Here is a 24,624-nt window from a genome sequence, read left to right on the forward strand (position 1 = left end):
CGCAGTCTCATGATAGCGCTATCATGATATAATAATTATAGGAAAACCCCTATAGTTGTGTTATGAGAGGAGGAGAGCATCATGGCTGAATCTAATTCCAGTTCATGGGTTAACAAGCATATTGTTCCTGTGGCCGGCAAAATTAGCCAATTTCGTCCTTTAATTGCTATTCGTGATGGACTAACTTTGGCTTTGCCGTTAATTATTATCGGTTCGTTCTTTACTATCTTAGCTAGTTTTCCAATTACTGCATGGACTAACTTCATCAGCAAAACAGTAATTAATAACGTCAGCATTTCAGCTGTATTTGCTAAAATCAGCAATGGGTCATTTGGCATTATGGGGCTAGTGGCAGCCTTTGGGGTTGCCCAAAGCTATGCCTCACAAAAGAAGGTTGATGGCACGAGTGCAGGTATCCTATCTGCCGCTGCTTTCTTCATTGTCACTCCAAGCATTACCAGTTCAGGCAAAACCGTTCTTGAAGGCATGCCATATAAATACTTGGGATCCAACGGATTGTTTGTAGCTATCATCATCGGCTTAATTTCCGCTTCGATTTACCATTGGTTTATCGCACACCACATCGAAATCAAAATGCCTGACAGTGTTCCTCCAGCAGTTGCCAAAAGCTTCTCCGCACTGTTGCCCGGTGCTGCTATTATCTTATTTGCCGGCGCAGTTTATGCACTATTCTCATGGGCCGGCTGGGGCAACATTCATGAAGTATTCATTAACCTGTTGTACAAGCCGTTAAGCATGCTGAGCGATACCCTTTGGGGAACTTTAATTTCCATCTTTTTGCTTTGTGCTTTTTGGTTTGTGGGGATTCATGGTGCCAGCATTGTCAATACTGCCCTTAACCCAATGTGGTTAATGCAGACCGATGCCAACCGGGTCTTATACCAAGCTCACCACTTAGACTTAGCTCACGGTGGTCATATCATTGACTACACTTTTATTAACAACTTTGTTTACATGGGTGGTGGTGGTGCCACTCTTGGCTTAGTAATCTCAATTGGTATCCTGGTAATGATAAAAAAAGCCAACCCGCAATATAAGGTTTTGGCTCCTTTGACGATTATCCCAGGCTTATTCAACATCAATGAACCTGTTATCTTTGGTTTACCAGTGGTACTGAACTTTACAATTCTTATTCCATTTATTTTGGTTCCAATGGTCAACGCAGTGACCACTTACATCGCCATGGCCACTGGACTTGTACCACTGTGTACAGGGACAGTAATTCCTTGGACCATGCCACCGATTATTTCCGGCTTTTTAGCAACTAATAGTTGGCTGGGAAGCGCCTTGCAAGTCATCAATATTATTATTGATACTGCAATTTACTTCCCGTTCGTTGCTGCCATTAACCGACAAGAATTAGCAAAAACGCAAATGGAGGCATAGTTTTTATGGTTACACGACTTATCAGTGCAAATTCAAGTGAACTAATTAAAATGAACGGAGCAGACCTAGTTCAAAGTATCAAGGCTAGTGAAGGACGCACCGTTTTAAGCGAAAACGTAGTATTTACTCCCGCCCCTGACGGAATCACTACATCCGAAATAGCTGCCGCGATGGGAGCAGATCTAATTTTACTGAACGCATTAGATGTCTTGCATCCCCAAATTTTCGGTTTAGAAACGGCTGATCCAAGCCAAACGATTAACCAGTTGAAGAAGTTAACTGGCCGACCAATTGGCGTAAACTTGGAACCAGTTGACCAAGAAGCCGCAATGGAGTCATCTAAAATTGAAATTCCAGTTGGCCGAACAGCTACTGCTGAAACAATGCAAGCTGCAGAAAAACTCGGTTTTAACTTTGTTTGTTTTACCGGGAACCCGGGAACGGGCGTTACCAACAAAATGATCACCCAAGCTATTAAAACAGCTAAAAAGCATTTTACCGGTATGATTATTGCCGGAAAAATGCACAGTGCTGGAGTTGATGAGCCAATTGCTGATAAGGATTCTATCAACGAATTCATTGCTGCCGGAGCAGATGTAATTCTCCTGCCGGCCGTTGGGACGGTCCCGGGATTTAGTCAAGAAAAATTGACCAGCTTAACTAGTTTCGTACACGAACGTGGCAAGCTGGTAATGAGCACGATCGGCACCAGTCAGGAAGCCAGCGGCAAGGACACCGTGCGGGAGATTGCACTAGCGACGAAAATTTGCGGCGTTGACATCCAGCATATTGGTGATGCCGGCTGGGGCACGATCTCGCCGTTAGAGACAATTTTTGAATTAAGCAAAACCATCCGTGGCTTGAATCATACGATCTCGCGCATGGCCCGGTCGATTAACCGGTAAGCCCGCTGAGAATGACAAAACCGGATGGAAGTGCTCTCAAATACAAAAAATATCTTCATGCCATTGCTGATTGATAGCTTGGTATGAAGATATTTTATTTTGGCTTTAACACTGAGCAAAACAGATCTAATATTTCATTGACAGGCAGCACATTAATCTTTTAATATTACTATAATCAAGGCTTTATAATTATTTTGAAGGAGAAAAATATATGTTTAGCAGTACACCAAGAAGTAGGAAAGCAAATTGTGTAGTGATGCTTTTTAACCTTTTGTTAAGTTTTCCAATCGCTTCACGCACCAATATTGATGTTGCTAAATGTGGCTAGAGGTCAGATGATCATGAAGAAGTTCAAAAAAGCGCTCACTTGGATTGGGACCCTGCTGCTTGCCGATATTGTAGTCATTATTTTGCTTAGTATATGGTCGATCTGGACCATTATGACCCTGTATCCTGAAGTTTCAGTTCAAAAATTTTGGCAATTTTATCAGGAATGGAATCTTGGATTATGTATAATTTCAGTTACCGCAATTGATTTGTTTGCTGTTGGCAGGGCAATTTATCTGATGATCAGAAAGAAGAAAAATTCAAAGAAACAAGTTCGAGAAAAAGATCTTAAATAAAACAATATCTTCTAATTTAGCTCAATGCCTCAAGCTTAATCTGATTCTGCTTAATTGAAGTCTCATATGCCTCAATTGAGGTCAAAACGCTATTATATTCATCATAATCATCCTTAACCAAGTGGGCATACTTTTTCAGCCATTTAATCCGTGCCTGGTAAAATTCAGTTTCAGCCGAGATGAATTTTCCTAATCGTCTACCCTTATTCCAAAGAGGAAAATCTTCGTCAAAGCATAAAATATATCGTTCCCGAGCCCGATGGATCTCCCATAAGTCAGAAAAGTCTTTAGCTAATTTCCAGCCTTTCTTAGTTAACCGAATCCGGTCCCCCGTGTCATACAGGTACTCTGCCTTTAAAAACTCATCGGTCAACTTTTCACCATTAATTCCATAATCATCAAACATGTATTGGGGAAATTGCGGATATGCACCTATTTTGGGTTTACTACCATGTTTTCGGCTGTACCACACTAATAAGAACAGCTTGCGCAAAGTATAAGGCGTATCCGTATCGTAAGTATCAGTAAAAGGCGGGCAAGCAACATCTCGATCAATAAAGTCACTGAATTTTGGTGCTGTCATGCACAGTTTATAAAATTCATCAGTGATAATTGGTGTTCCATCTGCCTCAAAACCCTTAATTGCACCATTTTTTTGTCTTTATCGGTAGAAAATATTTTATGCAAAGATCTTATGAATCCCATGATGCAGCTCCTACTTTTTGATTTGCACTGACTAAAATCTTCCAATTTATTCTATCATCTTACTCGAGCAAATTGCTCATCCCAAGCAAAACAGCGTCATATCATCTGTGATACGGCGCTGTTTTTGCTGCATAATTGAATTTATTGTATTTATTGAATTATTTTTCAGAATTTAGTGTACTTCCAGGTACCCTTCAGCCTGCTTCAAATCGTCAATCGACAATTGTCCTGGCGCTGAAGTCTTACCAACAGCCCCAAATGACAGGCATGAACCAAAGACTTGTCCGCTGATCCGGGTCACCTTGCCCAAATCACCCATGGCCATAGTGATAATTGGCGTGTTCAATGCTTGGCTGGCTTCATTGGTTGCCGTCAAAAGCGTTAAAACATCCCCAGCTGTGTGTGGCATGCAGGCGAGCTTGGGCACATCAGCACCCAAGTCAGCCATTTTCTTTAAGCGGAATTCGATGACATCCTTAGCCGGTACCTTGTCAAAGTCGTGGTTGCTCATGACTACGACTACGTTGTAATTATGGGCAGCTTTGACTAATGCTGATACGCGACTTTCATCGTGGAAAAGTTCAATATCAACAGCATCACCAAGACGTTTCTCAATTACGAATTGTACCAAGTCAAGATATCTGTCTTCAGCTAATTCCAATACTCCGCCTTCTGCCTTGGTTCTGAAAGTAACTAAGATTGGCAGTTCGCCGACCGTTTCACGTACCTTCTTAGCCGTTTCCGCCAGCGTCTCGAAGTCAGCTATTCCAGCTTGGTAGTAGTCAATCCGCCATTCCATTAAGTCTGGTTTGGCAGCAGCGATAGCTTTAGCTGATGCCAAAATTTCTGTTTCAGATTCACCAACATCTGGAACTGCAATTTTGGGAAGGCCTTCACCTAAAGTAATATTTCTTAATTTTACAGTAGTCATAGAGAACCTCTCTGTATCTATTTTTATTCAGTCTTTTTCAAACTTCCAAATAATTTTTTATATCGAATTGCAATTAAACTAGTAACTATAAAACCGGCCAATGCAATCACCAAATCTAGCAGCATCACTTGGTGCATATCACCAATCCATTTAATAGCTAGCGGCAAAACGAAACTTGCCAGTGACCCAGATGTATAAAAAATACCCGTTACTGTTCCTTTCCCTTGTGGGAAAAATTCTGCCATTACAGTTAAAGCGAGCTGCATTACACCTCCAGCAGCAAAATAACCGACACATACCGCTAAAATCGTCATTAACTGCGCATTTGTAGGAAATAGCCACATTAAAGCAATCGATACCAGAGCACCGAAAGTATAAACCGGAACAAATTGAATTTCCCGGAATTTGCGACCTAATAAGGCAGTTACAAATACACAGGTAATCGAGCCTACCGAGTACCATGAAACCAAAGCGTGAGCAGTAGTTTCTGATAAATGCCCAACTTCTAAGCCATACTGTGTCAGCATTTGACTAATTAAATAGAATGTTCCTTGAGAAATAAACCCATATAGTAAGAACAATCCACCATCTAGCAATTTGTTGCCGGTATCTCCGACCGTTACTTCCTCAGTTTTAACCTGATTTCGAGCTGGAAAACGACTCATTGTCGAAAAGAAAATTAGTGTCCCCGTCAAAATAGTAATAGGTAAAATGAAGCTCCAGCCAAACCATAAGTGATTATTAGTTAAAAAGCTGGCAATCAGTGGCAACAAAAAAGTACCTGCTGAAATGAATGCCTTGATGATCACATTAGATGAACCTTTTGCTTCTGGATAGATTTCCATTAGTGCTGGATAAGTCGCAGCATCTAAAAATGAATTGCCTGCTCCAGCTAAAATCCCTGCAATATAAGCAATCGTCACATTTGGTGACATCAATAGGCCAATGAAGAAACTCAAATAAGCCAGAATACCAATAATGACAAAAGGTTTACGTCCAATTTTGTCTGATAAAATCCCTGAGATCAGGATCGTAAACAACCGTCCTAGTCCCAGGGAAGAAACTACTGCCAATGCACCAGCAACTGTTGTATGCCATTGAACGGCTAAATTAGCAGCGTTCTGAGATAAGATAACCACACTCATCCCATGAACAAAGAAATTGAGGTATAGCCCAAAAGCCGTAGGAGTATATTCTTTTTTCATCCTCATCACCATTTACAAAGTGACAAATTACTTGGTACCTTTAGCTGCATCTTCATCATCAATAATTTGCTTAATGTAGTCGGTTGGCATCTCTTCACCAGTCCATAGCTTAAATGAAGCAGCTCCTTGTTCAATCATCATGCCGATCCCATTAAAGACATGTTCGACTCCAGCCTTTTGAGCTACTTTCATCAACTTAGTAGTCCGAGGGGCATAAACTGTGTCGAAGACAACCATGTCTTTGTGGAACCATGATGGATCTTCAACCAAGGACATATCTTCCAACGGCTTCATCCCAACACCAGTTGCATCACAGTAAATGTCTGATTCAGCAATTGACTTCTTGAAGGCATCTTGGTCCTTTAAGTCGGTCAAAGTTACCTTACAGTCAGTATTTTCTTCAATCGTCTTAACGTTCTTTTCGGCTTGTGCCCACTTGTCATCGTGCAAGTTGAAGATGCGAATTTCCTTGCAGCCATCAAGAGCTGATTGAACAGCAATTGGAGTTGCGGCACCACCAGCACCAGCCAAAGTCATAATCTTGCCTTTAACAGTTTGGCCTTCCTTCTTAAGGGCACGAACAAAACCAATACCATCAGTTGTGTAGCCAGTTAATACGCCGTGGTCATTAACGATTGTGTTAACAGCATCACACATTTCTGAAGCCTTTGACAACTTGTCCAAGTATTTGATAACTTCTTTCTTGTTTGGCATTGAAACGTTGCTGCCACGCATGTCTAAAGTCCGAATAGCATCAACAGCCTTTTCCAACTTGTCATTGCCAACTTCAAAGCATAAGTAAGTATAGTTCAAACCCAGCTTTGCAAAAGCGTTATTGTGCATCGTTGGTGACATTGAGTGACGAATTGGGTATGCCATCAAACCAATCAAGTAAGTGTGACCATCAAGCCAGCCAGTAATAGGACCATTTACACCTGTAATTTCATTTGCCATAAGAATTGTCTCCTTATACTTTGTTAAATATTTATCAATTCACTATAATGTTACCGCTTGCATGAGCTAACATACATAATGTAAAGTAAAGATATTAATAAAATTATTCTATTGTTTTTTGATAACAAGCTTCTACGGAGGGATTGCGAGAATGAATTTACGTCACCTGCAATTTTTTATTAAACTAGCCGAAACCCAACATATGGCAAAGGCTGCTGAACAATTAGGAATTTCCCAACCATCTTTGTCATATGCGATTTCCAGCTTAGAAAAAGAACTGGGTGTACCATTATTTGAAAAAGACGGTCGCAACATCAAGATTACTAAATATGGCAAGATCTATTTTGCATACGTGCAAAACTCCTTGACAGAATTGCAACGGGGTAATGACTACATTGAAGCGATGTTGGATACCACAAAGGGGCATATTAATCTCGGCTTTACTTATACTTTGGGGCAAGAATTAGTTCCACATATGGTCCACAATTTTAAGCAAAAAAGCGAAAACCAACAAATATCCTTTTCCTATAAACAGGACATTACCGATGCCTTGGTCCACCAGTTGATCAATGAAGATCTAGATTTAGTTTTTTCAAGCATGCCTCTTCATAAAGAATACAATTCCAAAATCAATATCTTTCGTTTAGTAGATCAAGAATTATTGGCTGCTGTTCCCTTTGACCATCCACTGGCTCACAAAGGTGAGGTTTCTTTAAAAGAATTAACCCAGTATCGCATGGTCCTGTATTCACCAGGTACCGGGTTAAGACAGCAAATTGACCAAATTATGACTGAAGCCAATATTGCACCTAAAATTGGCATAGAAGTAGTAGAAGATAATACCATTTTAGGTTTCGTGCGTTGGGGCTATGGCGTTGCAATTGTGCCACATTTATCGCTGCTTAATACTGAAAAAGTTTGTCTTTTAAAAATTAAAGATGATATTGTGACCCATCCAATTTATCTAATTACCAAATACGATCACTTTTTGGCTCCTGCTGCAACCAAATTTCAAGAATACGCGGAACAATTTTGCCGAAAACACTACACCTCTGTTGGTAGGAAGATATAGAAAACTCTGCTACTTAGCAAAAAGTAGCAGAGTTTTTCTAGTTAGATCATTTTATTAATTAGTTAGCATTATCAGCTGCTTCAGTACCAGCTACAAAGCCAGAGGCATAACTCCATGAGTTCATCATGCTTGGCATTGAGTCATGACCATTAGCACCGCCAATAATTTCACCAGCAGCATAGAAGTTAGGTACTAAGTTAAATTCAGCATCCAGTAGCTGCATATGGCTATTGGTTTCGTAACCGCCCAAGGTTGTGCAGAAACGCTGCTTCTGTTCGATGACATAGTATGTGTCACCTTCGTATGCATGCATAAACTTAGGATCACGGCCAAATTCTTCATCCTTGCCGTTTGCGACATAACTAGCGTACTTATCGAGTGTATCTTTCAAGTTGTCATAGTCGATTGCAGCTTTCTCAGCTACAGTCTTCAAATCACCCTTAACCAATACAGGGCTTTCCTTGCCATCTTTAGCAAAGAAGCCAGTAACTTCATCAGCAGTGAAACCATACTTGAGGAGCAGTTCGTAGAAGCGGTCCCAGGTGCGTTGATCCATCACGATGTAAGCGACCTTGCCTTTTTGTTCACCAATTGCATCCCGGAAATGGGTGTATGGAGCTGATTCATTTACAATTCGTTTTCCATCGTGGTTAACAAAAATAGCTCCCATGTCAGTGGCTTCCTTGGTTGAGTAAGTAGTCAGCTTAGCAATGCCGGGTTCAACTTCCAAACCGTGCGGATAGATCTTGTACCAATCTAAGTTGCGACTAGCCAAATTAAGTTTCTTGGTAAAGTTAAAGTAGTCGCCAGTTGATGTCATCGGGCCATAATATGGAATATCCGTCTTCTTTTGCTTGTAGTCGCGTGCACCCCAACCACCAGCAGCTAAGACCAATGACTTGAAGTTTACGTGGGTTGTTTGTGTCCGTCCTTCAGCTGTTAAAGCATGCAGCTTGCCTTCAGAGTCTGTTTCCAAGTCTTCTACTCGGGCGTCCAAGAGGATTTGGCCACCTTTAGCCTCAAAGGCCTTGGCTAACTTGGTAATCAGTTCATAGGAGCTCTCAGAAGGAACTTCGATTTGTCGATCAACTGAGTGCTCTATCGTTTGGGTTTCAGCCTTTTGGTAAGTTACATCAGCATAGGAAGCCACAAAATCAACCGCCTTACCGATATTGTTAGCTAACAATTCTGACAGCATCGGATAATTGGTACCGCGACATTCGCGAGTAATATCACGAACTAATCTTGCTGGTGAGTCCTTAGCAGCGTCTTCCAAAAGACGTGCTGAAACCTTTGAGCCAGTACCAACAACGTTTGAGCCATTTAAGATTGTAGCTCCACCCAAGTAGCCATTTTTTTCAAGAACGACTACCTTCTTGCCCATTGATAAAGCTCTCAAAGCAGCGATCAGCCCAGCAGCTCCGGATCCAATTACGGCAACATCAGTATCAATTGTAACTTCTTGGTGAGCTTTCTTAACATTCTTGGCTTTTACGGTTACGCCAGCGTCATTCAAAGCAGCCTTGCCAGAATCCAAGATTCCTTGGGTCATGATTGAAGCACCAGAAATCACATCAACATCAAATGATTGTCGATCAATAATATTCTCTTTCAGTTTACCGAATGCTTGATTAAAGATAGCTGGTGTTTCAGAACTCTTAGTTACTTCAACATCAGCAATCTTGTTATCAGCTAGCTTGATATCAAAGTCAATTTCGCCATTCCGCCCTTGGGCTGTGGCCTTTACAATTTTTTCAGTCATGAGTGATTAAGTCCTTTCCCTCGCGTATTAAATCGCTTTCATTATATGATGATTTAGGCTTCTAAAACACAAACAAGTTTTTTAAAATTAATAAAATTCTTTTATAAATATTGCAAAATAAAAGAGGATTCAGTTTTTAACTTAAATCCCCTATAGTTTGTGCAAAGACAAACTTGTGCGTTAACCCTTAATATTGAATTTCTTAGATCTAGTTAACAAGATCAAAGTTAACACAACAGAAACAATCGTAATAATAGCTGTAATCCAGAATACCAGTAGAGTATTGAAAGCATCAGCCTTTAAGACAAAGGCGGCGATCAATGGTGCTACAAAGTATACCAGGGCTGGAGCAAAGCTGTAGTAGGAAGTAATCTTACCATGGCCTTGTGGGAAGTACGATGTCAACACAGACAGACCTACTTGCCAAACACCACCAGCAGCAAAGAATCCAATCAAAACAGCACCCAAGACACCAGTGGTTGCTGATGGAGCTAAAATCATCAGTAACAAGCCAATCGCTGACATTGTTGAGTAGATCAAAATCAAAACCAAACGCTTAATCTTGGTAACTAAAGCTGAGGTTACAAATACTGAAACCAATGAGGCCAATGAATACCATGAAACTAATCTGTTAGCTACATCACCCGTCGACTTCAATACATATTGTCCGTAATACGGTGAGTATAACGAAAAGATGTAGAAGGTAAAGCAAAGGGTAAAACCTAAAGTAATAATCATTACCCCATCAACTGCCAATTTTGGTTGTTCACCAGTTGGCTCAGAAGCCTTAACCGAATCATTACTACTCTTCTCATCAGTTTGCTGAGGTGCATACGGAACCTTCAACGTTAATAGCACATCAATTACTAAGATAATTACTAAAATTAGTGCGGTAACTTTAGGGTCAGTGATTGCTGCAACTAAGAAGGGAAAGATAGTTTGCGCAATTTGCATCGCTGCCTTTACAAGCGAGTTCATAGTAGCAGTATTATTTGGAAAGGCATCAGCCAAAGCTGGGTATCCTGCCGTGTCACCAAATGAGTTGGTAGCACCAAAGAATAGTGTTGCCAAACCAGCAAGCCAAATATTTCTTGCATAGGCTGCTCCAAGCAGGAAGATAATGTCACAGATTAAAGCAATTAATAATGTCTTACGTCTACCGATTTTATCGGAAATCGCACCAGCAAACAGAATCGTAATAATTCTCCCAAGTCCTACCATGGCCATAACTAGTGATAAAGTAGTGCTAGTTGCGCCCCAGGCTTTCATGAAGAATTCACGATACTGACTAATAAAAATTGTTGCGGCACCGACAACAGCATAATTTAAATACACGGTTGCCGCTGCACCAGCATAGTTCTTCTTATTCATCATTACACCTCTAATTGGTTTTTCTCTTTTGAACTTGATCAACTATTAACAATATAACGCGTAAGCGCTTTATCGTATAATTGCTAATTGCTATGCTGATATTTGTAAGCTTTATATTAAGCTAAAAGCTTGTTCTATAGATACTTCTTATTTACATTTGTTAATTAAAATAGCCGTTATTGCTTAATAACTGTGAAAGCCATGCTTAATTATCACGGTTTTATAGGCACGTTGCATTCTTCTATTAAGTTTTTTTATATCAAGAGAAAAAGCCGTAATCATAATGATTACGGCTTAATTTTTATTTTTTATACTTGGCTAGCTTAGTTTGAATAAACGCTTTTTGCTCCGGATCAGTAATTGTTAATGGCTTCACAGGTACTGGCGTAAAGTTACTATCAACAGCCACGAAAGTAAAGATACCACTACCAATTACCGTTTTTTCACCGTCTAATGTTTTGCGAAGCACATCAGCATATACCATCATCGTGTGTTTTGATGTCTGAAGCAAGGTTAACTCAAAACTAATATGATCTCCAACTACCGCTCTTTTAGTAAAGCTAAAGTAGTTAATTCTTCCAGTAACTGCAAGCGAATGATTATATTCAGAGACCAAAATTCCAATTGCGGAATCTAGGTGTGTCACCAAAACGCCCCCATGAAGGATGTTCATATGATTCAACATCCCTGGAGCAACAATAAAACGCCCACACTCTTCTCGATAAAATGAATTATTACTCATTGCCTATACTTTCTAACATCTTCTCTTTTAATAGATACTTTTTAGTCTTTCCGTTAGCTGTTTTAGGTAAAGCATCCATAATCCAAATGATCTCCGGCCATAATTTCTTATCAACATCATTCTCAGATAAGTTGGCCAACAATAAATCTTTATTCATCTTCTGTCCTTTATCCTTAAGGACAATAAATGCACCAATTCTTTGACCAAGGCGATCATCAGGATAGCCCATAACAGCTGCATCAGCGATATTCTGACACTCTTTCACTTTTTCTTCAACCACCTTGGCTGAAATGTTCTCTCCGCCACGAATGATTTTATCACTGTTACGGCCATCAATTTCAAGCAAATGATCTGCCGAATAATGTCCATAATCACCGGTATTTAGCCATTCGCCATCAAAACTTGCGCGAGTTTTTTCAGGACGATGCAAGTATTCTTTGAAAATTATTTTACCTTTAACTTCAATTGTACCTTTTTGGCCGGGTTGGGTAATTTCCTTACCCTTGATATCGATTAAACGAATGGCTACTCCTTTAACTGGTATAACTCCTGTTTCGGTATAGTCAGATTTGGCAAAAGCATCAGCAGGAGTATAAGCAAAAGGAACTGCCTCGGTTAAACCATAGCAATTATAAACTGGTAAGCGACGCTTTCGAGCTTGATCAAGCAGACTTTGTTTCAACTTATCACCACCAACGATTAGTTGACGCAAATGTCCTAAATCATCAATGTTAAAAAGCACATCGTAAATAACTGTCGGTACACTATCAATATATGTTACTGGATACTTCTTGATAATTTCTGCTAAATAGCTGGCACGATAGTGTCGCATGATTACCATGGTACTCCCAGCCAGGATAGTTGAAACAATCCCGTGATGGAAACCAATCGCATGATAAAAACCAGAAGGCATTGCGATCATATCGTTATCAGTAATTTTAAAAGCTTGATTATAAGCTAATTCTGCTGATAATACATTTTCGTTAGTTAAAACGACCCCTTTAGGAGCGCCTGTAGTTCCGGAAGTATTTAAGATAACAGCAGGCTGATCAGCCGGATCAGCAGGAAAATCAATGGTTGAAGCATGGTCTGAACGATAATAATATTTTAGTTCCCCGACTTTTTTACTATCGTACTCAGCAAGTTCATCGTTATAGATTGTATCACGGCCACGGGGGGCTTTTTGGGCCACGATCAAAAATGGCTTGAAGTCACTGATTAGGTTCTGAATTTCGGTACTATCAAAATGAGGATTGATCGGGTTAATAATCGCGCCTAGTTTGATACAAGCCAATATATAAACTACATCATCAATGTCACTTTCAAATTGCAAGGCTACAATGTCACCCCGGCGTAAACCGGTACTTTGCAGCAAATATGCACATTGAGCAGCTAAATTATCAACTTCTTCATAACTGAAACTTTTATCGTTATAGATGACAAAAGTTTTTTCTGGCGAAAGCTGAACCCGAAGGTCCCAAGCATCTTTTATTGATTTTGCCGTCTCAATCCCTGCCATTTTTCTTCTCTCTTTCTAGACCAAGTTAATTAGTTGATCGATAACTTGGTTGGCATCGCCAACAATTCCATAATCAGCTAGTTTAAAAATAGGTGCGGTTGGATCCGTATTAACCGCAATAATATGCTTTGACTGGTCCATTCCAGTTGTATGCTGTACTGCCCCAGCAATCCCAAATGAGTAGAAGATGTCCGGCTTGACGCTTACTCCTGAGATCCCAATCATGCGACTGACTGGCAACCAACCTACATCAGTTACCGCTTTAGTGGCACCAACACTTGCATCCAGCTTATCAGCCAATTGCTCTAATGGTTTGAAGCCTTCAGCATCTTGTAATCCTTTACCACCAGCAACAACTGTTTTGGCAAACAGTAGATCATTGCCGGCATCTCGTTTTTCTACATAAGTTGCAGGTTCTTCAGCTGAAATTGTCATTGGCTTTTCACTTACTTCAGCTTTAGCTTTTTCAACCACGCCATTAATTGCTACCGAAATTACACCCTTACCTTTTAAATGGGATAGTCGAACTACCTTAGTTGAATCAATTTCACGACTAAGGCTGACTGAGTTAGGACCAACTTTAATATTGCTGATACTTGGAATAAAAGGAACAGCCAACTTAGCTGCCAATCTTGCAGCAACTAAATTTCCTAATTTACTATCTTCAAAAATGTACGTGTCATTACTGTTCTTGAGGAGGTTAAATAAGAATTCAGCAGTTTGAGCTAAATCACGTACTGTAAAGTTTTCATCTTGGTATAAAACAGTCTTTACCCCAGAGTTAGCATACTTATCATGCAAATCGCTGGCGTGATTAGTAAGAACGATGTTCGTTAAGCTGCTGAAATTTGCCTTGACGCCGGCTAAAGTTGCCAAGCTGGTATTTTCGCCCAGGCTCTTATCCTCAAATTGAATAAAATATGCCATCTTAAAACTCCGTCCTTACTTCATAATTCCATCTTGTCTTAAAGCTGCGACCAACTTTTCAACCGCATCTGGTTCTTCATCCAGATTCCAAATAACATGTGGATGCTGCGTTTGGTTGACTACAACTTCACTTGCTTCTTCAGTATCCAAGTTTAAAGCAACTGACTTAATCGTTTGTTTTTGAGCTGCTTCTAAGGCTGGGAAGCTTGGCAATTCTGGTTCAATTGCGTTGGCTTCAACCGTTAAAACAGCTGGAGTTTGAACTTTGCCCTTAAGCTGACCCCGATCAAGTTCAGTTTCATATTCCCAGTTAGGACTTAAACGAGTGACATTTTCATATAAGTTAAAGCCCAAATTCTCAGCTAGATAGGCTGCAATTGGAGCAGATCCAACAACATCCCCAACTAAAATTAGGTCATAACCTTGGTCTTTGAGATATTCACTAACCTTTTCTGCTGCTAAGTATGCATTTGCTGGGTCATTAGGATCTGAACCAACAAATTCGGTCGCAGAAGCGGCTCCCATTGCTAAGGCTTCATGCAGCACTCTTACGCCAACTTCACCTTGCTCTAAAGTAAATAAGTCTACCTGACCATTATTACCAGCAATTTTTACTGCTAACTCAACAGCTGCTTTATCACTGTCACTAAGAAACAGCTTTTCAGGATGGTAAAAAACTTTGGTCCGGTGAGTCGTGTATGTTTTAGGATCAGTTAATTCACTTTTGACAATAGTTGCAATCTTCATGACTTCACCTTCTATTCCTTTGCATATTCCTTAGCAACTTCACGTGCAATCGTCATCCGCTGAATTTCATTAGTACCTTCCAAAATCTGGAAGCCTTTGACATCACGCATTAATTTTTCAACTGGGTAAATCCGAGTGTAACCATAACCACCAAAGATTTGCACTGCATCAGACGTGACCTTTTGAGCAACATCAGTTACAAACAACTTGGTCATGGCACCTTCTTTTCTAACTAGGCTGCCCTTATCCATCATCTTCATGGTGTTGTTAACCAAGAGACGGGCAGTTTCAACTGAAGTAGCCATGTCAGCCAGCATATTCTGAACAGATTCAAAGTTGGCAATTGGTTGGCCGAATTGTTCCCGCTTAACTGCATAATTGCCAGCTTCATCAAGCGCTCTTTGCATAATCCCAACAGTTAAAGTTGATACAAAAGCACGTGACAAGTTCAGGCTATTAAGGGCAATATTTATCCCTTTACCTTCTTTGCCAATCAAATTTTCAACTGGTACATGGACGTCTTTGAAGAATAGTGGAACCGTATTTGATAATCTCAATCCCATCTTATCTTCATGTTTTCCAACATAAATTCCTGGTGTATCCCGAGGAATCATAAAGGCTGATAACCCATGATTACCATTGTTAGAAGTTCTGAAGACGCCAATATATACGTCAGCAACACCACCATTAGTTGCAAAAGCTTTTTCACCATTAAGAATGTATTCATTACCTTTGCGAACAGCTGTATCCCGCAGAGATCCGGAATCTGACCCAGAATCTGCTTCAGATAAAGTGAAGGCAGCAAATTTTCCTGGCTTTAAGATATCTGCAAATCTTCTAGCTTGGTCAGGCGTACCTGAAATCATGACACAACGCAGTGCAACAAAAGAAGTGATCAAGGTCAACGCATACCCAGCATCGTATTCTGCTAATTTTTCAAAAACCAAAGCCGAGTCTTCAAATGACAGTCCTGCACCACCATATTCCTTAGGAATTTCTAACATGTGCAAGCCTAAATCAAAAGCTGGATTAAAAGCTTCTTTTGGACATTCGCCTGCTTTATCCCATTTGCTGATTAATTCTGGTTTGAGGTATTTATCACCAAATTCTTGAGCTAGGTGAATATACTCTCTTTGTTGTTCTGTATATTGTAATGCCATAATAAAACCTACTTAATTGGATCACCGATGTGACGCAAGTCACCAGCAGCTCCACTCTTAATCATTTCTTCAACCTTTTCCTTGCTATATCCAAGGTCCTTTTCCAAGATTTCGCGCGTGTCAGAACCTTGAGCTCTTGAAGGAGTCAAAGTTGGCTTACCTTGAGAAGCAAATCTTACAGGGTTAGTAGGAATAAATCTCTTCGCGCCTGATGGGAAAGTCATCAAGCGAATTTCATCGTTATCCAAAGCCTCTGGGTCTTTGTAAATTTCTTCAGGAACTTGGCAAGCTTCTAGTGGCAAGTCTTCTTTGTTAAATAGATCAACCCAGTGCTTTAATGGTTGCTTCTTGAAGGCATCTTCCAAAATAGCAATAACTTCACTGCTTGTGCCATTCTTGTTCAAAGTATCCATCTTGTTGTAGCGTTCATCGCCAACAACGTCGTCACGACCAACGTCATGCATAACTTTGTCAAAGTCACGGTCGTATTCCGGAACACATAATACGAACCAACGATCATCACTAGTCTTGTAAGTGTCGTTAAATGGGTTAGTAACTTCTTTTCTGCTCTTTGGATATTCGTTGCCATATTGAGCTGAAACCATGGCGATGTTTTGCATAAAGATGGCTGCGTGGTTTAAGTTGACAGTCAGCTTTTCACCAATGCCAGTCCGCTTAACTTTTAGCAAAGCTGCACAGATACCAGCAACCAAAGTCAATGAAACTTGGAAGTCACCATAGCCGTTAACAGGGTTATATGGGTTGCTTCCCTTATCAACAGTCGTACCTTGAACACCGCCACGAGCTTGGTAAGCAGTTGCGTCATAACCAGCTGCATCTTTCTTGGGACCAAACTCACCATAACCACGGTCTTGGGCAAAGACTAGTTTTGGAAATTCTTTATGTAATTCTTCCCAAGTAATTCCCATGTGTTCCAAACTCTTGGTTCTTACTGAAGTTAGGAATACGTCTGCAGTTGCCAGCAAGTCCTTGAAGGCTTTCATCCCTTCAGGAGTCTTCATGTTCAGCGTAATGAACCGCTTGTTCATGTTAGAAACATCGAAACCAAGGTTTTCATCATCTTCATATTTCATGTTGAAAACGGCACCCTGCGTTCTACCAGCATCGCCTTTTGGAGCTTCAACCTTAATGACGTCAGCTCCCCATTCACCCATAATTCTACCTGCAGTAGGAGCTGCCAAGAATTGAGTTAAGTCAACTACTCGAATGCCTTTTAAAATTTCATTAGCCATTTGTATTGCCTCTTTAGATACCTTCATAAAAAAGGACTGAATCTTGTTATTTAGTTAGATCCAGTCCTTAAATCAATATTTATTACTTGATGCTGTTAATTTCAGTGTTGCCACCGTCTTTGATGAGCAAACGACCAGCAGTCAATCTCTGAACAGAACGTGGACCTTCTTCAAGCCACATAGCACGGCAGTCACGGTAAAGCCGTTCAGCAGGGCCGTAAGGGTTGTCCTGGAAGTAACCAATACCACCAAAGATTTCAAGCATGTAGTCTGAAACCAGCTTTACAGTGTTAATACTTTCAAGCTTAGCCATTGATGCCTTCTTGGTAATGTCCTTACCAGCATCGTAGTCTTCTGCCAAGTCCCAAAGCATTAAACGCAATGCGTGAATCTTTGAACCCATGTCAGCGATTTCAAAGATGATTGATTGTCTCTTAGCTAAAGGCTTGCCAAAGGTTACACGGTCCTTAGCGTAAGCAATTGACATTTCAAGCATCCGTTGAGCCATACCTAAGTTTGAGTCGGCAATGTGGGCTCTTGAAAGTGACAGCGAGTGGATAGCAACCTTCATACCTTCACCACGCTTACCTAACATGTACTTGTCAGGAACACGCATGTTAGTGAACTTCAAGTCGGCGTGACCAGCACCACGACAACCCATCATTAATGGCATTTCATGAGCTTCGAATCCTGGGGTGTCAGTTGGTACCCAGAAGGCTGACAATCTTTCGTCACCTTGCTTGTCTGGGTCAGTAACAACGATCAGGTAAGTAAAGTCAGCAACGTCAGCGTGAGAAATCAAAGTCTTTTCACCGTTGATAATCCAGTCATCGCCATCCTTAACAGCAGTAGTGTGAAGGTCGGCACCAGTACCACCTGTCTTTTCAGTTAAGGCAAAGTTTGCATAGATGCTCTTGTCTTGGAATTTATCCATGTACTTGTCCTTAAGCTCCTTGCTGCCGAAGGTATCAAGGATTCTCCAGTTCATGTCTGAGGCGTGGTGCAAGTGCATCCGAATACCACCTTGGGTACGTGAGAATTCTTCTTGAACTTGCAAAATTTGCTTTTCACTCAAGCCCCAACCACCATATTGCTTTGGTAATGCGAAACGATACAAGTCGTGCTTGATTGCAATTGGGAAGAAGTCCTTTGGAAATTCACGATTTTCTTCAATGTATGGAGTCATCCGATCAAATTCGTTTTGTGCCAAGTGACTAATTTCCTTCAAGTAGTTTTGGAAGTCTTCATCTGACATTGATTCACCAGGTTTGGTGGTGTGCATGATTGGAGTTTCTTCATAAGGTGGTAACGTGTGTAATTTCTTTTCCATGATCTAAATATCTCCTTAGTTAATCGCTCTTCATTAGCAAGCGCTTTCTTTTTGATTACAGTAATGATTATCAATCCTTACTGAGATCATGTAAAATTAATTACGGATAATAGTGTATTAGCTTTAGTAATATTTTCACCCTTGACTATGGAAAATTTGCCCCGTAAACTGTAGTTGATTTTGTGAATAGCGTCACTATTTTGAAAAAGCGCTTTCGTTACTTCCTAGTACTCTAAGCACGAAGCGCAAGTATTAACGAAATTTATGTTTAAATTGCGTTTGACTAACACAGAGGCACAAAATGAATTTAAACCAACTGTATTATTTTCGAGAATTAGCAGAACAACAACAGTACACACGGGCAGCTGAACTGCTTTATATTAGCCAGCCCACACTTTCAGTCTCAATAAAACAACTTGAAAGTGAATTAAATTGTAAGTTATTCCGGCATAATGGTCACAATGTTGAATTAACTCCTTATGGGAGGCTTTTTTACAGTACCGTTGTTAAGACGCTCGATGTACTTGATGACGGCAAGCGTCGACTGGAGCAACAAATCAGCCAAGACCAAGGCAATATTCATGTAGCTTGTATTCCGACTCATGTAGGCACCTTGTTGCCAAGACTGGTCAAAGAATATAAACAAGAAACAGAAACTGCTCCTAGAATTATTTATCATGACAATCCTTCGCTCCAAATCTGTCAGGGAATTCAAAATGGTTGGTATGATATAGGAATTACTTCTTATGTTGAGGGATTTGATAATTTCAATTTCATTCCTTTCTTTTATGAACCAGTAATTGCAATCGTATCTCCTGACAGTGACCTAGCTAAGATCGATAGGATTTCTCCTGAAGAATTACGTGGGGAAAATTTACTGACTTACACTAAGGAAATTGAAATTGGTCAGTCAATTACTAATGCTTTGCTTGCTAAAGCCTCAGACTTAAAAATTGAAAATCGGCTACACGATGAGTTAGCCATTGCTGGACAAGTTATGACTAACAACATTGTCGGCGTGGTTGCTGATACAGTATATTTAAAAGGATTCGACCTCCATCGCATCAAACTGGATTTACCAAAAGATACACGGCAGATATATTTAGCCTATGACTCAGAAAGAAGCATGTCCCCAGAATTCTGCAACTTTCTAGACTTCTTAAAGCGACAAAAACACCATTTAACAGAACATTTTCCAATGGAACCAATTGAAGATATAGAATAAGACTATAGCTAGCTATAGTCTTTTTATTTGTCTGTTTGTGATTTTTTTCTTAATCTCAATAGCGTAAAATGCTACTTAAAGGATAAGGTGAATTTTATGACTAATAAACTTTGCAAATTGCTAGGGATCCACTCTCCGATCATTCAAGAGCCAATTCATACTTTAACTAATGGAAAATTTATCAGTGCAGTATCGGAAGCAGGATTTCTCGGCTTTTTAGGAATCAATGCCGGTTATCACGTTAATACTTCAGCTGATGCCACCACTAGCGCGTCGGCGTCCGATAGCACAACAGTTGGCGATCCCAATAATTATGCAATCCTAGATACAATGACAGAACGCAATCTGATGAATGAGCAAATAAACGCTGCTCTCGAAAGGACTTTTAGACCCTTTGGCGTTGAAATTGCTTCTGCGAAACAGAGCCCGACTGAAGATCCAATTGCTGATTCTTTAGTTGCTCTAATGCGAAAGCGTCGAATCACAATTGCTTATTTCGAAGGTTTTGGCCACTTAATTTCCACGGCTTGGCTTAAAGTGCTCAAAGATAACGGAATTCGCATTATTGAAAGAATTAATAGCGTGGAAGAAGCTGTGGAAGAACAAGAAAAAGGTGTAGACGTCCTGCTGGCAGGCCAAGAGTTAATTCCTGCTATTCGAGCCAAAATACCAACTGCCATCCTAGTTGCCCGTGGCGTAGTAACTGCAGCTGAAGTCAAACAAGCATTCGCTGCTGGTGCAGATGGCATCAGCAATCGCTTACTCTTTTATACCAGCGAAGAAGCCCTTACCGCTGAGGCAATCAAACAACAATATGTGGAAGCTACGAAAGACAAATTAGTAAGCTTTAAACTTCCATTCGGAACCGTTTATTCTCTGCCTGGAAAATTACCAGATAATTTGGCCACAAGTACCTCTTCTCCGGCTGAGTTATGGGAACAAGCTAATCGCTATCAAGGCTTAATTAATGGTTTCGTGAAAGGTGACTTAGAGGCCGGCTGGACCGATACTGAGGCTGATGTAGACGTAGTCACTAAAATTGCCCCGGTTGAACAGCAATTAGCTGAGGTATTAGCAGCAATACCAGAGGGATAGAAAGAGTTTTATCATGGCAGCATCAACAATTACCCAAAACGCCGTAAAGGCTCTTCTTTATGAAGTTACAACGTGTCCCAAACCAGGTTTGGTAGATCCCGTAGACCCTGGCTCGCACAAGGACATGGACGTATTTACTTTTATCGACAGCAGCCTCAGTCTAGAACCATACTTCACTTTTTGCGAACAAGCCGGCTCCGCCTTCAACGGCAGCGACTTACGTGAGCTTTTTGAAAAATTACGCCCGCGCGGCATTCAAGCCGAAAAAGAAATGCTGGCAGCAACTCACGGCATCAACACTCATAAAGGGGCAATTTTTTCTCTAGGCATTTTCGTGGGTGCAGAGGCATACGTTCAGAAGCATCCCGACCAAGACGTTTTTGCAGTAATTCGCCAAATGTGTCGCGGCTTGGTCAAGCACGATCTTGGTAAAGCCTCAGCAGCCCCAACTGCGGGAGAGAAGCAATATCGCAAGTATGGCCTGGGCGGTGCGCGAGCTATGGCCGAAGCAGGTTACCCGATAATTGAAGACGTGGCTCTGCCTTTTTTAGCCAAAAGCACCGGAACCACCAACCAGCGACTGCTTGATACCTTGATGAAAATCGCAACCCAAGCTGCTGATTCGACGCTAATCAAACGCGCGGGATCAGTTACGGTGGTAAAGTGGGCACAAGAGCAGGCGCAGCATTTTCTCGACCTGGGTGGTGCTAAAAGCCAAGCTGGCATGGCATTTCTGGCTGAATTAAACGTGACTTTCAAAGAGAAAAATTACAGCTTAGGAGGATGTGCCGATTTGTTGATTTCTACGATTTTCTTAGCTTTGGAGCGGGGAATTCTGTAGCACCAAGCAATAATAACTACCCTTTTATTAATCAATGCTATAATTAAATAAAGCCCACTGAAGGACCTCCAGCGCTCATTGACTATCTTCTACCCCTAAATGAGCGTATAAACGATAGCTAGACTTAACTAACTTATCTTCTTCATTTTCCTTCAGTCGGACTTTTTTTGTACACTTTTTTATCTAAATTTGAAACTCTTTTGGAAAATTGGATGCTGCCGCAAGTCATAAACGGAGCCACTGATTGGCTTAATGGCAAATGGTCGCAGCAATTCTCGGCGTTCAGAGTGATTTTCACCAGAAATTGTCGCCATTTCCGGATGGCTGGCAAAAATTCGATCCAAGACGGCCAAATCAGCTTCCTCAACCTCGCCCACCAAACTTACGCCAACGCTATCCATCGTCTCTTCCCCTTTCAAAGCCGTGATTGAAATTCGGGGATGTTCTTTCAAACGGTGGTAAAACGGCTTCTCATAGGTAGTCGCAAAATACAGCCGTCCCTGCTCAGCCAGTTCGATATCCGCGACATTAGTAATGGGATTGCCTTGCCGATCTACCGTCGCAAAAACGACTGATTGAAAACTATCTGCAAAAAGACGTAAAAAGTCTTCGTTACTAGTTTGTTCATCTAAAAAAGGTACTGCTTTTCTCATAAGAATCCTCCTAAATTAGGCGATTGCGCCTGAAGTGTACTATTATTAATATTATTGCACAGATTGGAGGCCTAAAATGGCGCTTGGACATCTTCTGCTGATGGCAATTAAGTACTTGCTGCTCGGCTTTGGCGTACCTTTAGGGCTGGTACTTTTTCTTACTTATTTAAATCGCAACACCGATGCCATGTTGGACGGCAGCGTTGGCTGGCAATGGGAAGTGTACCTAGGCTGGCTAGGCATTATCATCCATGAACTTAGTCACCTGCTCCTAGCCCTTTTCTTTGGACACAAGGTGACTGAATACAAATTGCTAGTCCTACCCAAAGACGTCCGCTCGACTGAAAATGGTACTGTAAGACTAGGCTATGTTAACCACCAGTGGAATCCCCACTCACTTTACCAGCAGCTAGGGAATGCTTTTATTGGAACAGCTCCCGTTTATGGCTCAACCTTGGCAATTTATTGCGTGTCGCGCTTTTTGGCACCTGAATGGTATCAAAACCTGACAACTTTTGCTCATCAAGTCATTAACCTAGAAACCCCAACTTGGAATTTGTTGTGGGCCACGGGGATAAGCAGCCAAGGTGAAAAAATTCGCGTCATCATAGCCGTATTGTTAATTATGTCGATTACAATTGGCGGTTTTGCTTTAAGCAGTGCTGATCTTGCTAGCTGCGTTACTGCTTTTGGGGAGCTGGCGTTGATCAGTTTTATCCTGATTTTTGTGGGCTCGCTGCTGGGAGGAAACGTTCAGGTAGCAGCGGTGACACAAACAATTGCGCAATTTAGCGTTTCTGCTCTGAGCTTTTCCTTCTTGGTATCGATTATGGTCAATGTAATCATCAGAATTTTGGCAATTTTGTAGAACTAAAAAGCCGACTCAGTTTGAACTGAATCGACTTTTTTATCTATGCGTCGTAATTATTTGTTTGCTTGACGTCGCTTTTCCCAAAGATAGGTTGCTGCAGCTAGTGCTAACAACATGACGCCTGCAACGGAAGCTGCCAGAGTAGCATGGTCACCAGTTTGTGGCAAAGTTGAATCTTCGTCAGAAGAATCAGCTGCTGCAGCTACATCTGTAGTGCTGGTGCCAGAGCCGGAGTTATCGCTTGAAGCTATGACTGCGAGCTGATCACTGCCCTTGTTAGAGCTGCTTGAGCTTTCTTCTGAGCTAGAACTTTCTGAACTTGAGCTCTCTTCTGAACTAGATGATGAGCTTGAGCTTTCTGAACTTGAATTGTCGCTTGATGCCGAACTTACATCTGCGTTTGACGAGCTTGAGCTTGAACTTTCGCTCGATGAGTTCGTGCTATCACTTGATGAACTAGTGCTTTCACTCGATGAGTTCGTACTTTCTGAACTTGAGCTCTCCTCTGAACTTGATGATGAGTTAGAACTCTCTGAACTTGAATTGTCGCTTGATGCCGAACTTACATCTGCGTTTGACGAGCTTGAACTTGAACTTTCACTTGATGAGTTCGTGCTATCACTTGATGAACTAGTGCTTTCGCTCGATGAGTTCGTACTTTCTGAACTTGAGCTCTCTTCTGAGCTAGATGATGAGCTAGAACTCTCTGAGCTAGATGATGAACTAGAGTCATCTGAACTAGTAGTCGACAAAGTTACAATTCCTTGCAAATAACTATCGCTTGGAGTGTAGAAGTTAACCGTTTTACTTGCATCACTTGAACTGATCAAGTCATTGTAAACTTCTTCTATCGCCGTTGAGAAACTACTATGACTAAAGTCATAGCCTAAAACATGCCATACAGCATATTGCGTAACCTGAGCAAATTCTGCATCACTTAAGCCATCAGGCGTGTCAGCATAGCCATAGCCATTTTCCAAAACGCCAGCTAAATTGGCATTTTGTTCCGTAGTCAAACTATAGCCGCTAGAGCCAAATTCACTTGGCATTTGTTTCGTTGGATCGGCACAATATCCGACTTCGCCATTAATCGTAAAATAGTACTTGGTTAAATCGCTACTATTAGGATAAACCTTTTGTGCAGTATAAGTGGTTGAACTAGTAGAATCCGCCTTTACCGACTGGATACTACCCCACGAAAATGCTGCAGCTAGCAAAAGTACTAATGAAGCTAGCAGTCTTGAGAGCCTCTTCATTTTCGTTTCCTCCGATTTTCCATTTATAATAATTTGCTATTTCAAACTTATTATACATTAGAAATATCAT

At 41.0% G+C, this 24,624-nt stretch carries 23 protein-coding genes; 8 read left to right on the top strand and 15 right to left on the bottom strand.

Going from position 1 to position 24,624, the window contains the following annotated elements:
- Window positions 1-81: 81 nt before the first annotated feature.
- From KI210_RS06840 to KI210_RS06850, 3 genes are all read left to right on the top strand, one after another.
- A complete protein-coding gene (locus KI210_RS06840; protein WP_212781147.1) occupies window positions 82-1,407 on the top strand; it encodes a PTS sugar transporter subunit IIC in 1,326 nt (441 codons plus the stop codon).
- Between the two features lie 5 nt (window positions 1,408-1,412).
- Window positions 1,413-2,312 (top strand): DUF7916 family protein, encoded by a 900-nt coding sequence (locus KI210_RS06845; RefSeq protein WP_212781148.1) that lies wholly within the window; start codon window positions 1,413-1,415, stop codon window positions 2,310-2,312.
- A gap of 341 nt (window positions 2,313-2,653) precedes the next feature.
- The gene (locus tag KI210_RS06850) at window positions 2,654-2,935 is read left to right on the top strand and encodes a hypothetical protein (protein ID WP_212781149.1); all 282 of its coding nucleotides are present in this window, start codon (window positions 2,654-2,656) and stop codon (window positions 2,933-2,935) included.
- A 16-nt stretch (window positions 2,936-2,951) separates the two neighbouring features.
- On the opposite strand, the gene KI210_RS06855 is transcribed toward KI210_RS06850, so the two are convergent.
- The 4 genes from KI210_RS06855 to KI210_RS06870 all read right to left on the bottom strand — a co-directional run bounded on the left by KI210_RS06855 (window position 2,952) and on the right by KI210_RS06870 (window position 6,730).
- The gene (locus KI210_RS06855; protein ID WP_212781150.1) at window positions 2,952-3,518 is read right to left on the bottom strand and encodes a hypothetical protein; all 567 of its coding nucleotides are present in this window, start codon (window positions 3,516-3,518) and stop codon (window positions 2,952-2,954) included.
- 294 nt (window positions 3,519-3,812) lie between these two features.
- Window positions 3,813-4,571 (bottom strand): type I 3-dehydroquinate dehydratase, encoded by a 759-nt coding sequence (aroD, locus tag KI210_RS06860; RefSeq protein ID WP_212781151.1) that lies wholly within the window; start codon window positions 4,569-4,571, stop codon window positions 3,813-3,815.
- A gap of 23 nt (window positions 4,572-4,594) precedes the next feature.
- The gene (locus tag KI210_RS06865) at window positions 4,595-5,776 is read right to left on the bottom strand and encodes an MFS transporter (protein WP_212781152.1); all 1,182 of its coding nucleotides are present in this window, start codon (window positions 5,774-5,776) and stop codon (window positions 4,595-4,597) included.
- A gap of 27 nt (window positions 5,777-5,803) precedes the next feature.
- On the bottom strand, window positions 5,804-6,730 hold the full coding sequence (locus tag KI210_RS06870) for a shikimate dehydrogenase (protein WP_212781153.1): 927 nt from the start codon (window positions 6,728-6,730) through the stop codon (window positions 5,804-5,806).
- Window positions 6,731-6,881: 151 nt separating this feature from the next.
- Here KI210_RS06870 and KI210_RS06875 point away from each other — a divergent pair, with 151 nt between their 5' ends.
- Window positions 6,882-7,802, top strand: a complete 921-nt coding sequence (locus KI210_RS06875; RefSeq protein WP_212781154.1) for a LysR family transcriptional regulator — start codon at window positions 6,882-6,884, stop codon at window positions 7,800-7,802.
- 58 nt (window positions 7,803-7,860) lie between these two features.
- Here the strand turns inward: KI210_RS06875 and KI210_RS06880 are convergent, their stop codons facing one another.
- The 9 genes from KI210_RS06880 to KI210_RS06920 all read right to left on the bottom strand — a co-directional run bounded on the left by KI210_RS06880 (window position 7,861) and on the right by KI210_RS06920 (window position 18,613).
- Window positions 7,861-9,564 (bottom strand): FAD-dependent oxidoreductase, encoded by a 1,704-nt coding sequence (locus KI210_RS06880; RefSeq protein ID WP_212781155.1) that lies wholly within the window; start codon window positions 9,562-9,564, stop codon window positions 7,861-7,863.
- A gap of 180 nt (window positions 9,565-9,744) precedes the next feature.
- Entirely contained in the window at window positions 9,745-10,935 is a 1,191-nt protein-coding gene (locus KI210_RS06885) for an MFS transporter (RefSeq protein ID WP_212781156.1), read from the bottom strand.
- Window positions 10,936-11,236: 301 nt separating this feature from the next.
- Window positions 11,237-11,677 (bottom strand): acyl-CoA thioesterase, encoded by a 441-nt coding sequence (locus tag KI210_RS06890; RefSeq protein ID WP_212781157.1) that lies wholly within the window; start codon window positions 11,675-11,677, stop codon window positions 11,237-11,239.
- Window positions 11,670-13,196, bottom strand: a complete 1,527-nt coding sequence (locus tag KI210_RS06895) for a class I adenylate-forming enzyme family protein (RefSeq protein WP_212781158.1) — start codon at window positions 13,194-13,196, stop codon at window positions 11,670-11,672. Before KI210_RS06895 ends, KI210_RS06890 begins: the two co-directional genes overlap by 8 nt.
- A gap of 15 nt (window positions 13,197-13,211) precedes the next feature.
- Window positions 13,212-14,123 (bottom strand): electron transfer flavoprotein subunit alpha/FixB family protein, encoded by a 912-nt coding sequence (locus KI210_RS06900; RefSeq protein WP_212781159.1) that lies wholly within the window; start codon window positions 14,121-14,123, stop codon window positions 13,212-13,214.
- A gap of 15 nt (window positions 14,124-14,138) precedes the next feature.
- On the bottom strand, window positions 14,139-14,870 hold the full coding sequence (locus KI210_RS06905; protein WP_212781160.1) for an adenine nucleotide alpha hydrolase family protein: 732 nt from the start codon (window positions 14,868-14,870) through the stop codon (window positions 14,139-14,141).
- Window positions 14,871-14,881: 11 nt separating this feature from the next.
- Entirely contained in the window at window positions 14,882-16,030 is a 1,149-nt protein-coding gene (locus tag KI210_RS06910; protein WP_212781161.1) for an acyl-CoA dehydrogenase family protein, read from the bottom strand.
- Window positions 16,031-16,038: 8 nt separating this feature from the next.
- Window positions 16,039-17,283: a CaiB/BaiF CoA transferase family protein gene (locus KI210_RS06915; protein WP_212781162.1), complete on the bottom strand. Its 1,245-nt coding sequence runs from the start codon at window positions 17,281-17,283 to the stop codon at window positions 16,039-16,041.
- A gap of 82 nt (window positions 17,284-17,365) precedes the next feature.
- Window positions 17,366-18,613 (bottom strand): acyl-CoA dehydrogenase family protein, encoded by a 1,248-nt coding sequence (locus KI210_RS06920; protein WP_212781163.1) that lies wholly within the window; start codon window positions 18,611-18,613, stop codon window positions 17,366-17,368.
- 301 nt (window positions 18,614-18,914) lie between these two features.
- On the opposite strand from KI210_RS06920, the gene KI210_RS06925 reads away from it, so the two are divergent.
- The 3 genes from KI210_RS06925 (at window position 18,915) to KI210_RS06935 (ending at window position 21,774) form a co-directional block, all read left to right on the top strand.
- Window positions 18,915-19,838, top strand: a complete 924-nt coding sequence (locus KI210_RS06925; protein WP_212781164.1) for a LysR family transcriptional regulator — start codon at window positions 18,915-18,917, stop codon at window positions 19,836-19,838.
- A gap of 96 nt (window positions 19,839-19,934) precedes the next feature.
- Window positions 19,935-20,933 carry a nitronate monooxygenase gene (locus tag KI210_RS06930; protein ID WP_212781165.1) on the top strand — a complete coding sequence of 333 codons (999 nt, stop codon included), beginning with the start codon at window positions 19,935-19,937 and terminating at the stop codon, window positions 20,931-20,933.
- 13 nt (window positions 20,934-20,946) lie between these two features.
- Window positions 20,947-21,774, top strand: a complete 828-nt coding sequence (locus KI210_RS06935; RefSeq protein ID WP_212781166.1) for a triphosphoribosyl-dephospho-CoA synthase — start codon at window positions 20,947-20,949, stop codon at window positions 21,772-21,774.
- Window positions 21,775-21,953: 179 nt separating this feature from the next.
- On the opposite strand, the gene KI210_RS06940 is transcribed toward KI210_RS06935, so the two are convergent.
- Window positions 21,954-22,427, bottom strand: coding sequence for a pyridoxamine 5'-phosphate oxidase family protein (locus tag KI210_RS06940; RefSeq protein ID WP_212781167.1), 474 nt, complete (start codon window positions 22,425-22,427; stop codon window positions 21,954-21,956).
- A 76-nt stretch (window positions 22,428-22,503) separates the two neighbouring features.
- On the opposite strand from KI210_RS06940, the gene KI210_RS06945 reads away from it, so the two are divergent.
- Window positions 22,504-23,295, top strand: coding sequence for a hypothetical protein (locus KI210_RS06945; protein WP_212781168.1), 792 nt, complete (start codon window positions 22,504-22,506; stop codon window positions 23,293-23,295).
- 56 nt (window positions 23,296-23,351) lie between these two features.
- Here KI210_RS06945 and KI210_RS06950 read toward each other — a convergent pair whose 3' ends face one another.
- The gene (locus KI210_RS06950; RefSeq protein ID WP_212781169.1) at window positions 23,352-24,554 is read right to left on the bottom strand and encodes a thioester domain-containing protein; all 1,203 of its coding nucleotides are present in this window, start codon (window positions 24,552-24,554) and stop codon (window positions 23,352-23,354) included.
- Between the last annotated feature and the right edge of the window lie 70 nt (window positions 24,555-24,624).

This window comes from Lactobacillus corticis (genome assembly GCF_018327645.1).
Lineage (GTDB): Bacteria > Bacillota > Bacilli > Lactobacillales > Lactobacillaceae > Lactobacillus > Lactobacillus corticis.

Bases quoted from the DNA above. Each gene is read 5' to 3' on its own strand.
- KI210_RS06840 (WP_212781147.1), top strand. From the start codon at position 82: ATGGCTGAATCTAATTCCAGTTCATGGGTTAACAAGCATATTGTTCCT.
- KI210_RS06845 (WP_212781148.1), top strand. From the start codon at position 1,413: ATGGTTACACGACTTATCAGTGCAAATTCAAGTGAACTAATTAAAATG.
- KI210_RS06850 (WP_212781149.1), top strand. From the start codon at position 2,654: ATGAAGAAGTTCAAAAAAGCGCTCACTTGGATTGGGACCCTGCTGCTT.
- KI210_RS06855 (WP_212781150.1), bottom strand. From the start codon at position 3,518: ATGACAGCACCAAAATTCAGTGACTTTATTGATCGAGATGTTGCTTGC.
- aroD (WP_212781151.1), bottom strand. From the start codon at position 4,571: ATGACTACTGTAAAATTAAGAAATATTACTTTAGGTGAAGGCCTTCCC.
- KI210_RS06865 (WP_212781152.1), bottom strand. From the start codon at position 5,776: ATGAAAAAAGAATATACTCCTACGGCTTTTGGGCTATACCTCAATTTC.
- KI210_RS06870 (WP_212781153.1), bottom strand. From the start codon at position 6,730: ATGGCAAATGAAATTACAGGTGTAAATGGTCCTATTACTGGCTGGCTT.
- KI210_RS06875 (WP_212781154.1), top strand. From the start codon at position 6,882: ATGAATTTACGTCACCTGCAATTTTTTATTAAACTAGCCGAAACCCAA.
- KI210_RS06880 (WP_212781155.1), bottom strand. From the start codon at position 9,564: ATGACTGAAAAAATTGTAAAGGCCACAGCCCAAGGGCGGAATGGCGAA.
- KI210_RS06885 (WP_212781156.1), bottom strand. From the start codon at position 10,935: ATGAATAAGAAGAACTATGCTGGTGCAGCGGCAACCGTGTATTTAAAT.
- KI210_RS06890 (WP_212781157.1), bottom strand. From the start codon at position 11,677: ATGAGTAATAATTCATTTTATCGAGAAGAGTGTGGGCGTTTTATTGTT.
- KI210_RS06895 (WP_212781158.1), bottom strand. From the start codon at position 13,196: ATGGCAGGGATTGAGACGGCAAAATCAATAAAAGATGCTTGGGACCTT.
- KI210_RS06900 (WP_212781159.1), bottom strand. From the start codon at position 14,123: ATGGCATATTTTATTCAATTTGAGGATAAGAGCCTGGGCGAAAATACC.
- KI210_RS06905 (WP_212781160.1), bottom strand. From the start codon at position 14,870: ATGAAGATTGCAACTATTGTCAAAAGTGAATTAACTGATCCTAAAACA.
- KI210_RS06910 (WP_212781161.1), bottom strand. From the start codon at position 16,030: ATGGCATTACAATATACAGAACAACAAAGAGAGTATATTCACCTAGCT.
- KI210_RS06915 (WP_212781162.1), bottom strand. From the start codon at position 17,283: ATGGCTAATGAAATTTTAAAAGGCATTCGAGTAGTTGACTTAACTCAA.
- KI210_RS06920 (WP_212781163.1), bottom strand. From the start codon at position 18,613: ATGGAAAAGAAATTACACACGTTACCACCTTATGAAGAAACTCCAATC.
- KI210_RS06925 (WP_212781164.1), top strand. From the start codon at position 18,915: ATGAATTTAAACCAACTGTATTATTTTCGAGAATTAGCAGAACAACAA.
- KI210_RS06930 (WP_212781165.1), top strand. From the start codon at position 19,935: ATGACTAATAAACTTTGCAAATTGCTAGGGATCCACTCTCCGATCATT.
- KI210_RS06935 (WP_212781166.1), top strand. From the start codon at position 20,947: ATGGCAGCATCAACAATTACCCAAAACGCCGTAAAGGCTCTTCTTTAT.
- KI210_RS06940 (WP_212781167.1), bottom strand. From the start codon at position 22,427: ATGAGAAAAGCAGTACCTTTTTTAGATGAACAAACTAGTAACGAAGAC.
- KI210_RS06945 (WP_212781168.1), top strand. From the start codon at position 22,504: ATGGCGCTTGGACATCTTCTGCTGATGGCAATTAAGTACTTGCTGCTC.
- KI210_RS06950 (WP_212781169.1), bottom strand. From the start codon at position 24,554: ATGAAGAGGCTCTCAAGACTGCTAGCTTCATTAGTACTTTTGCTAGCT.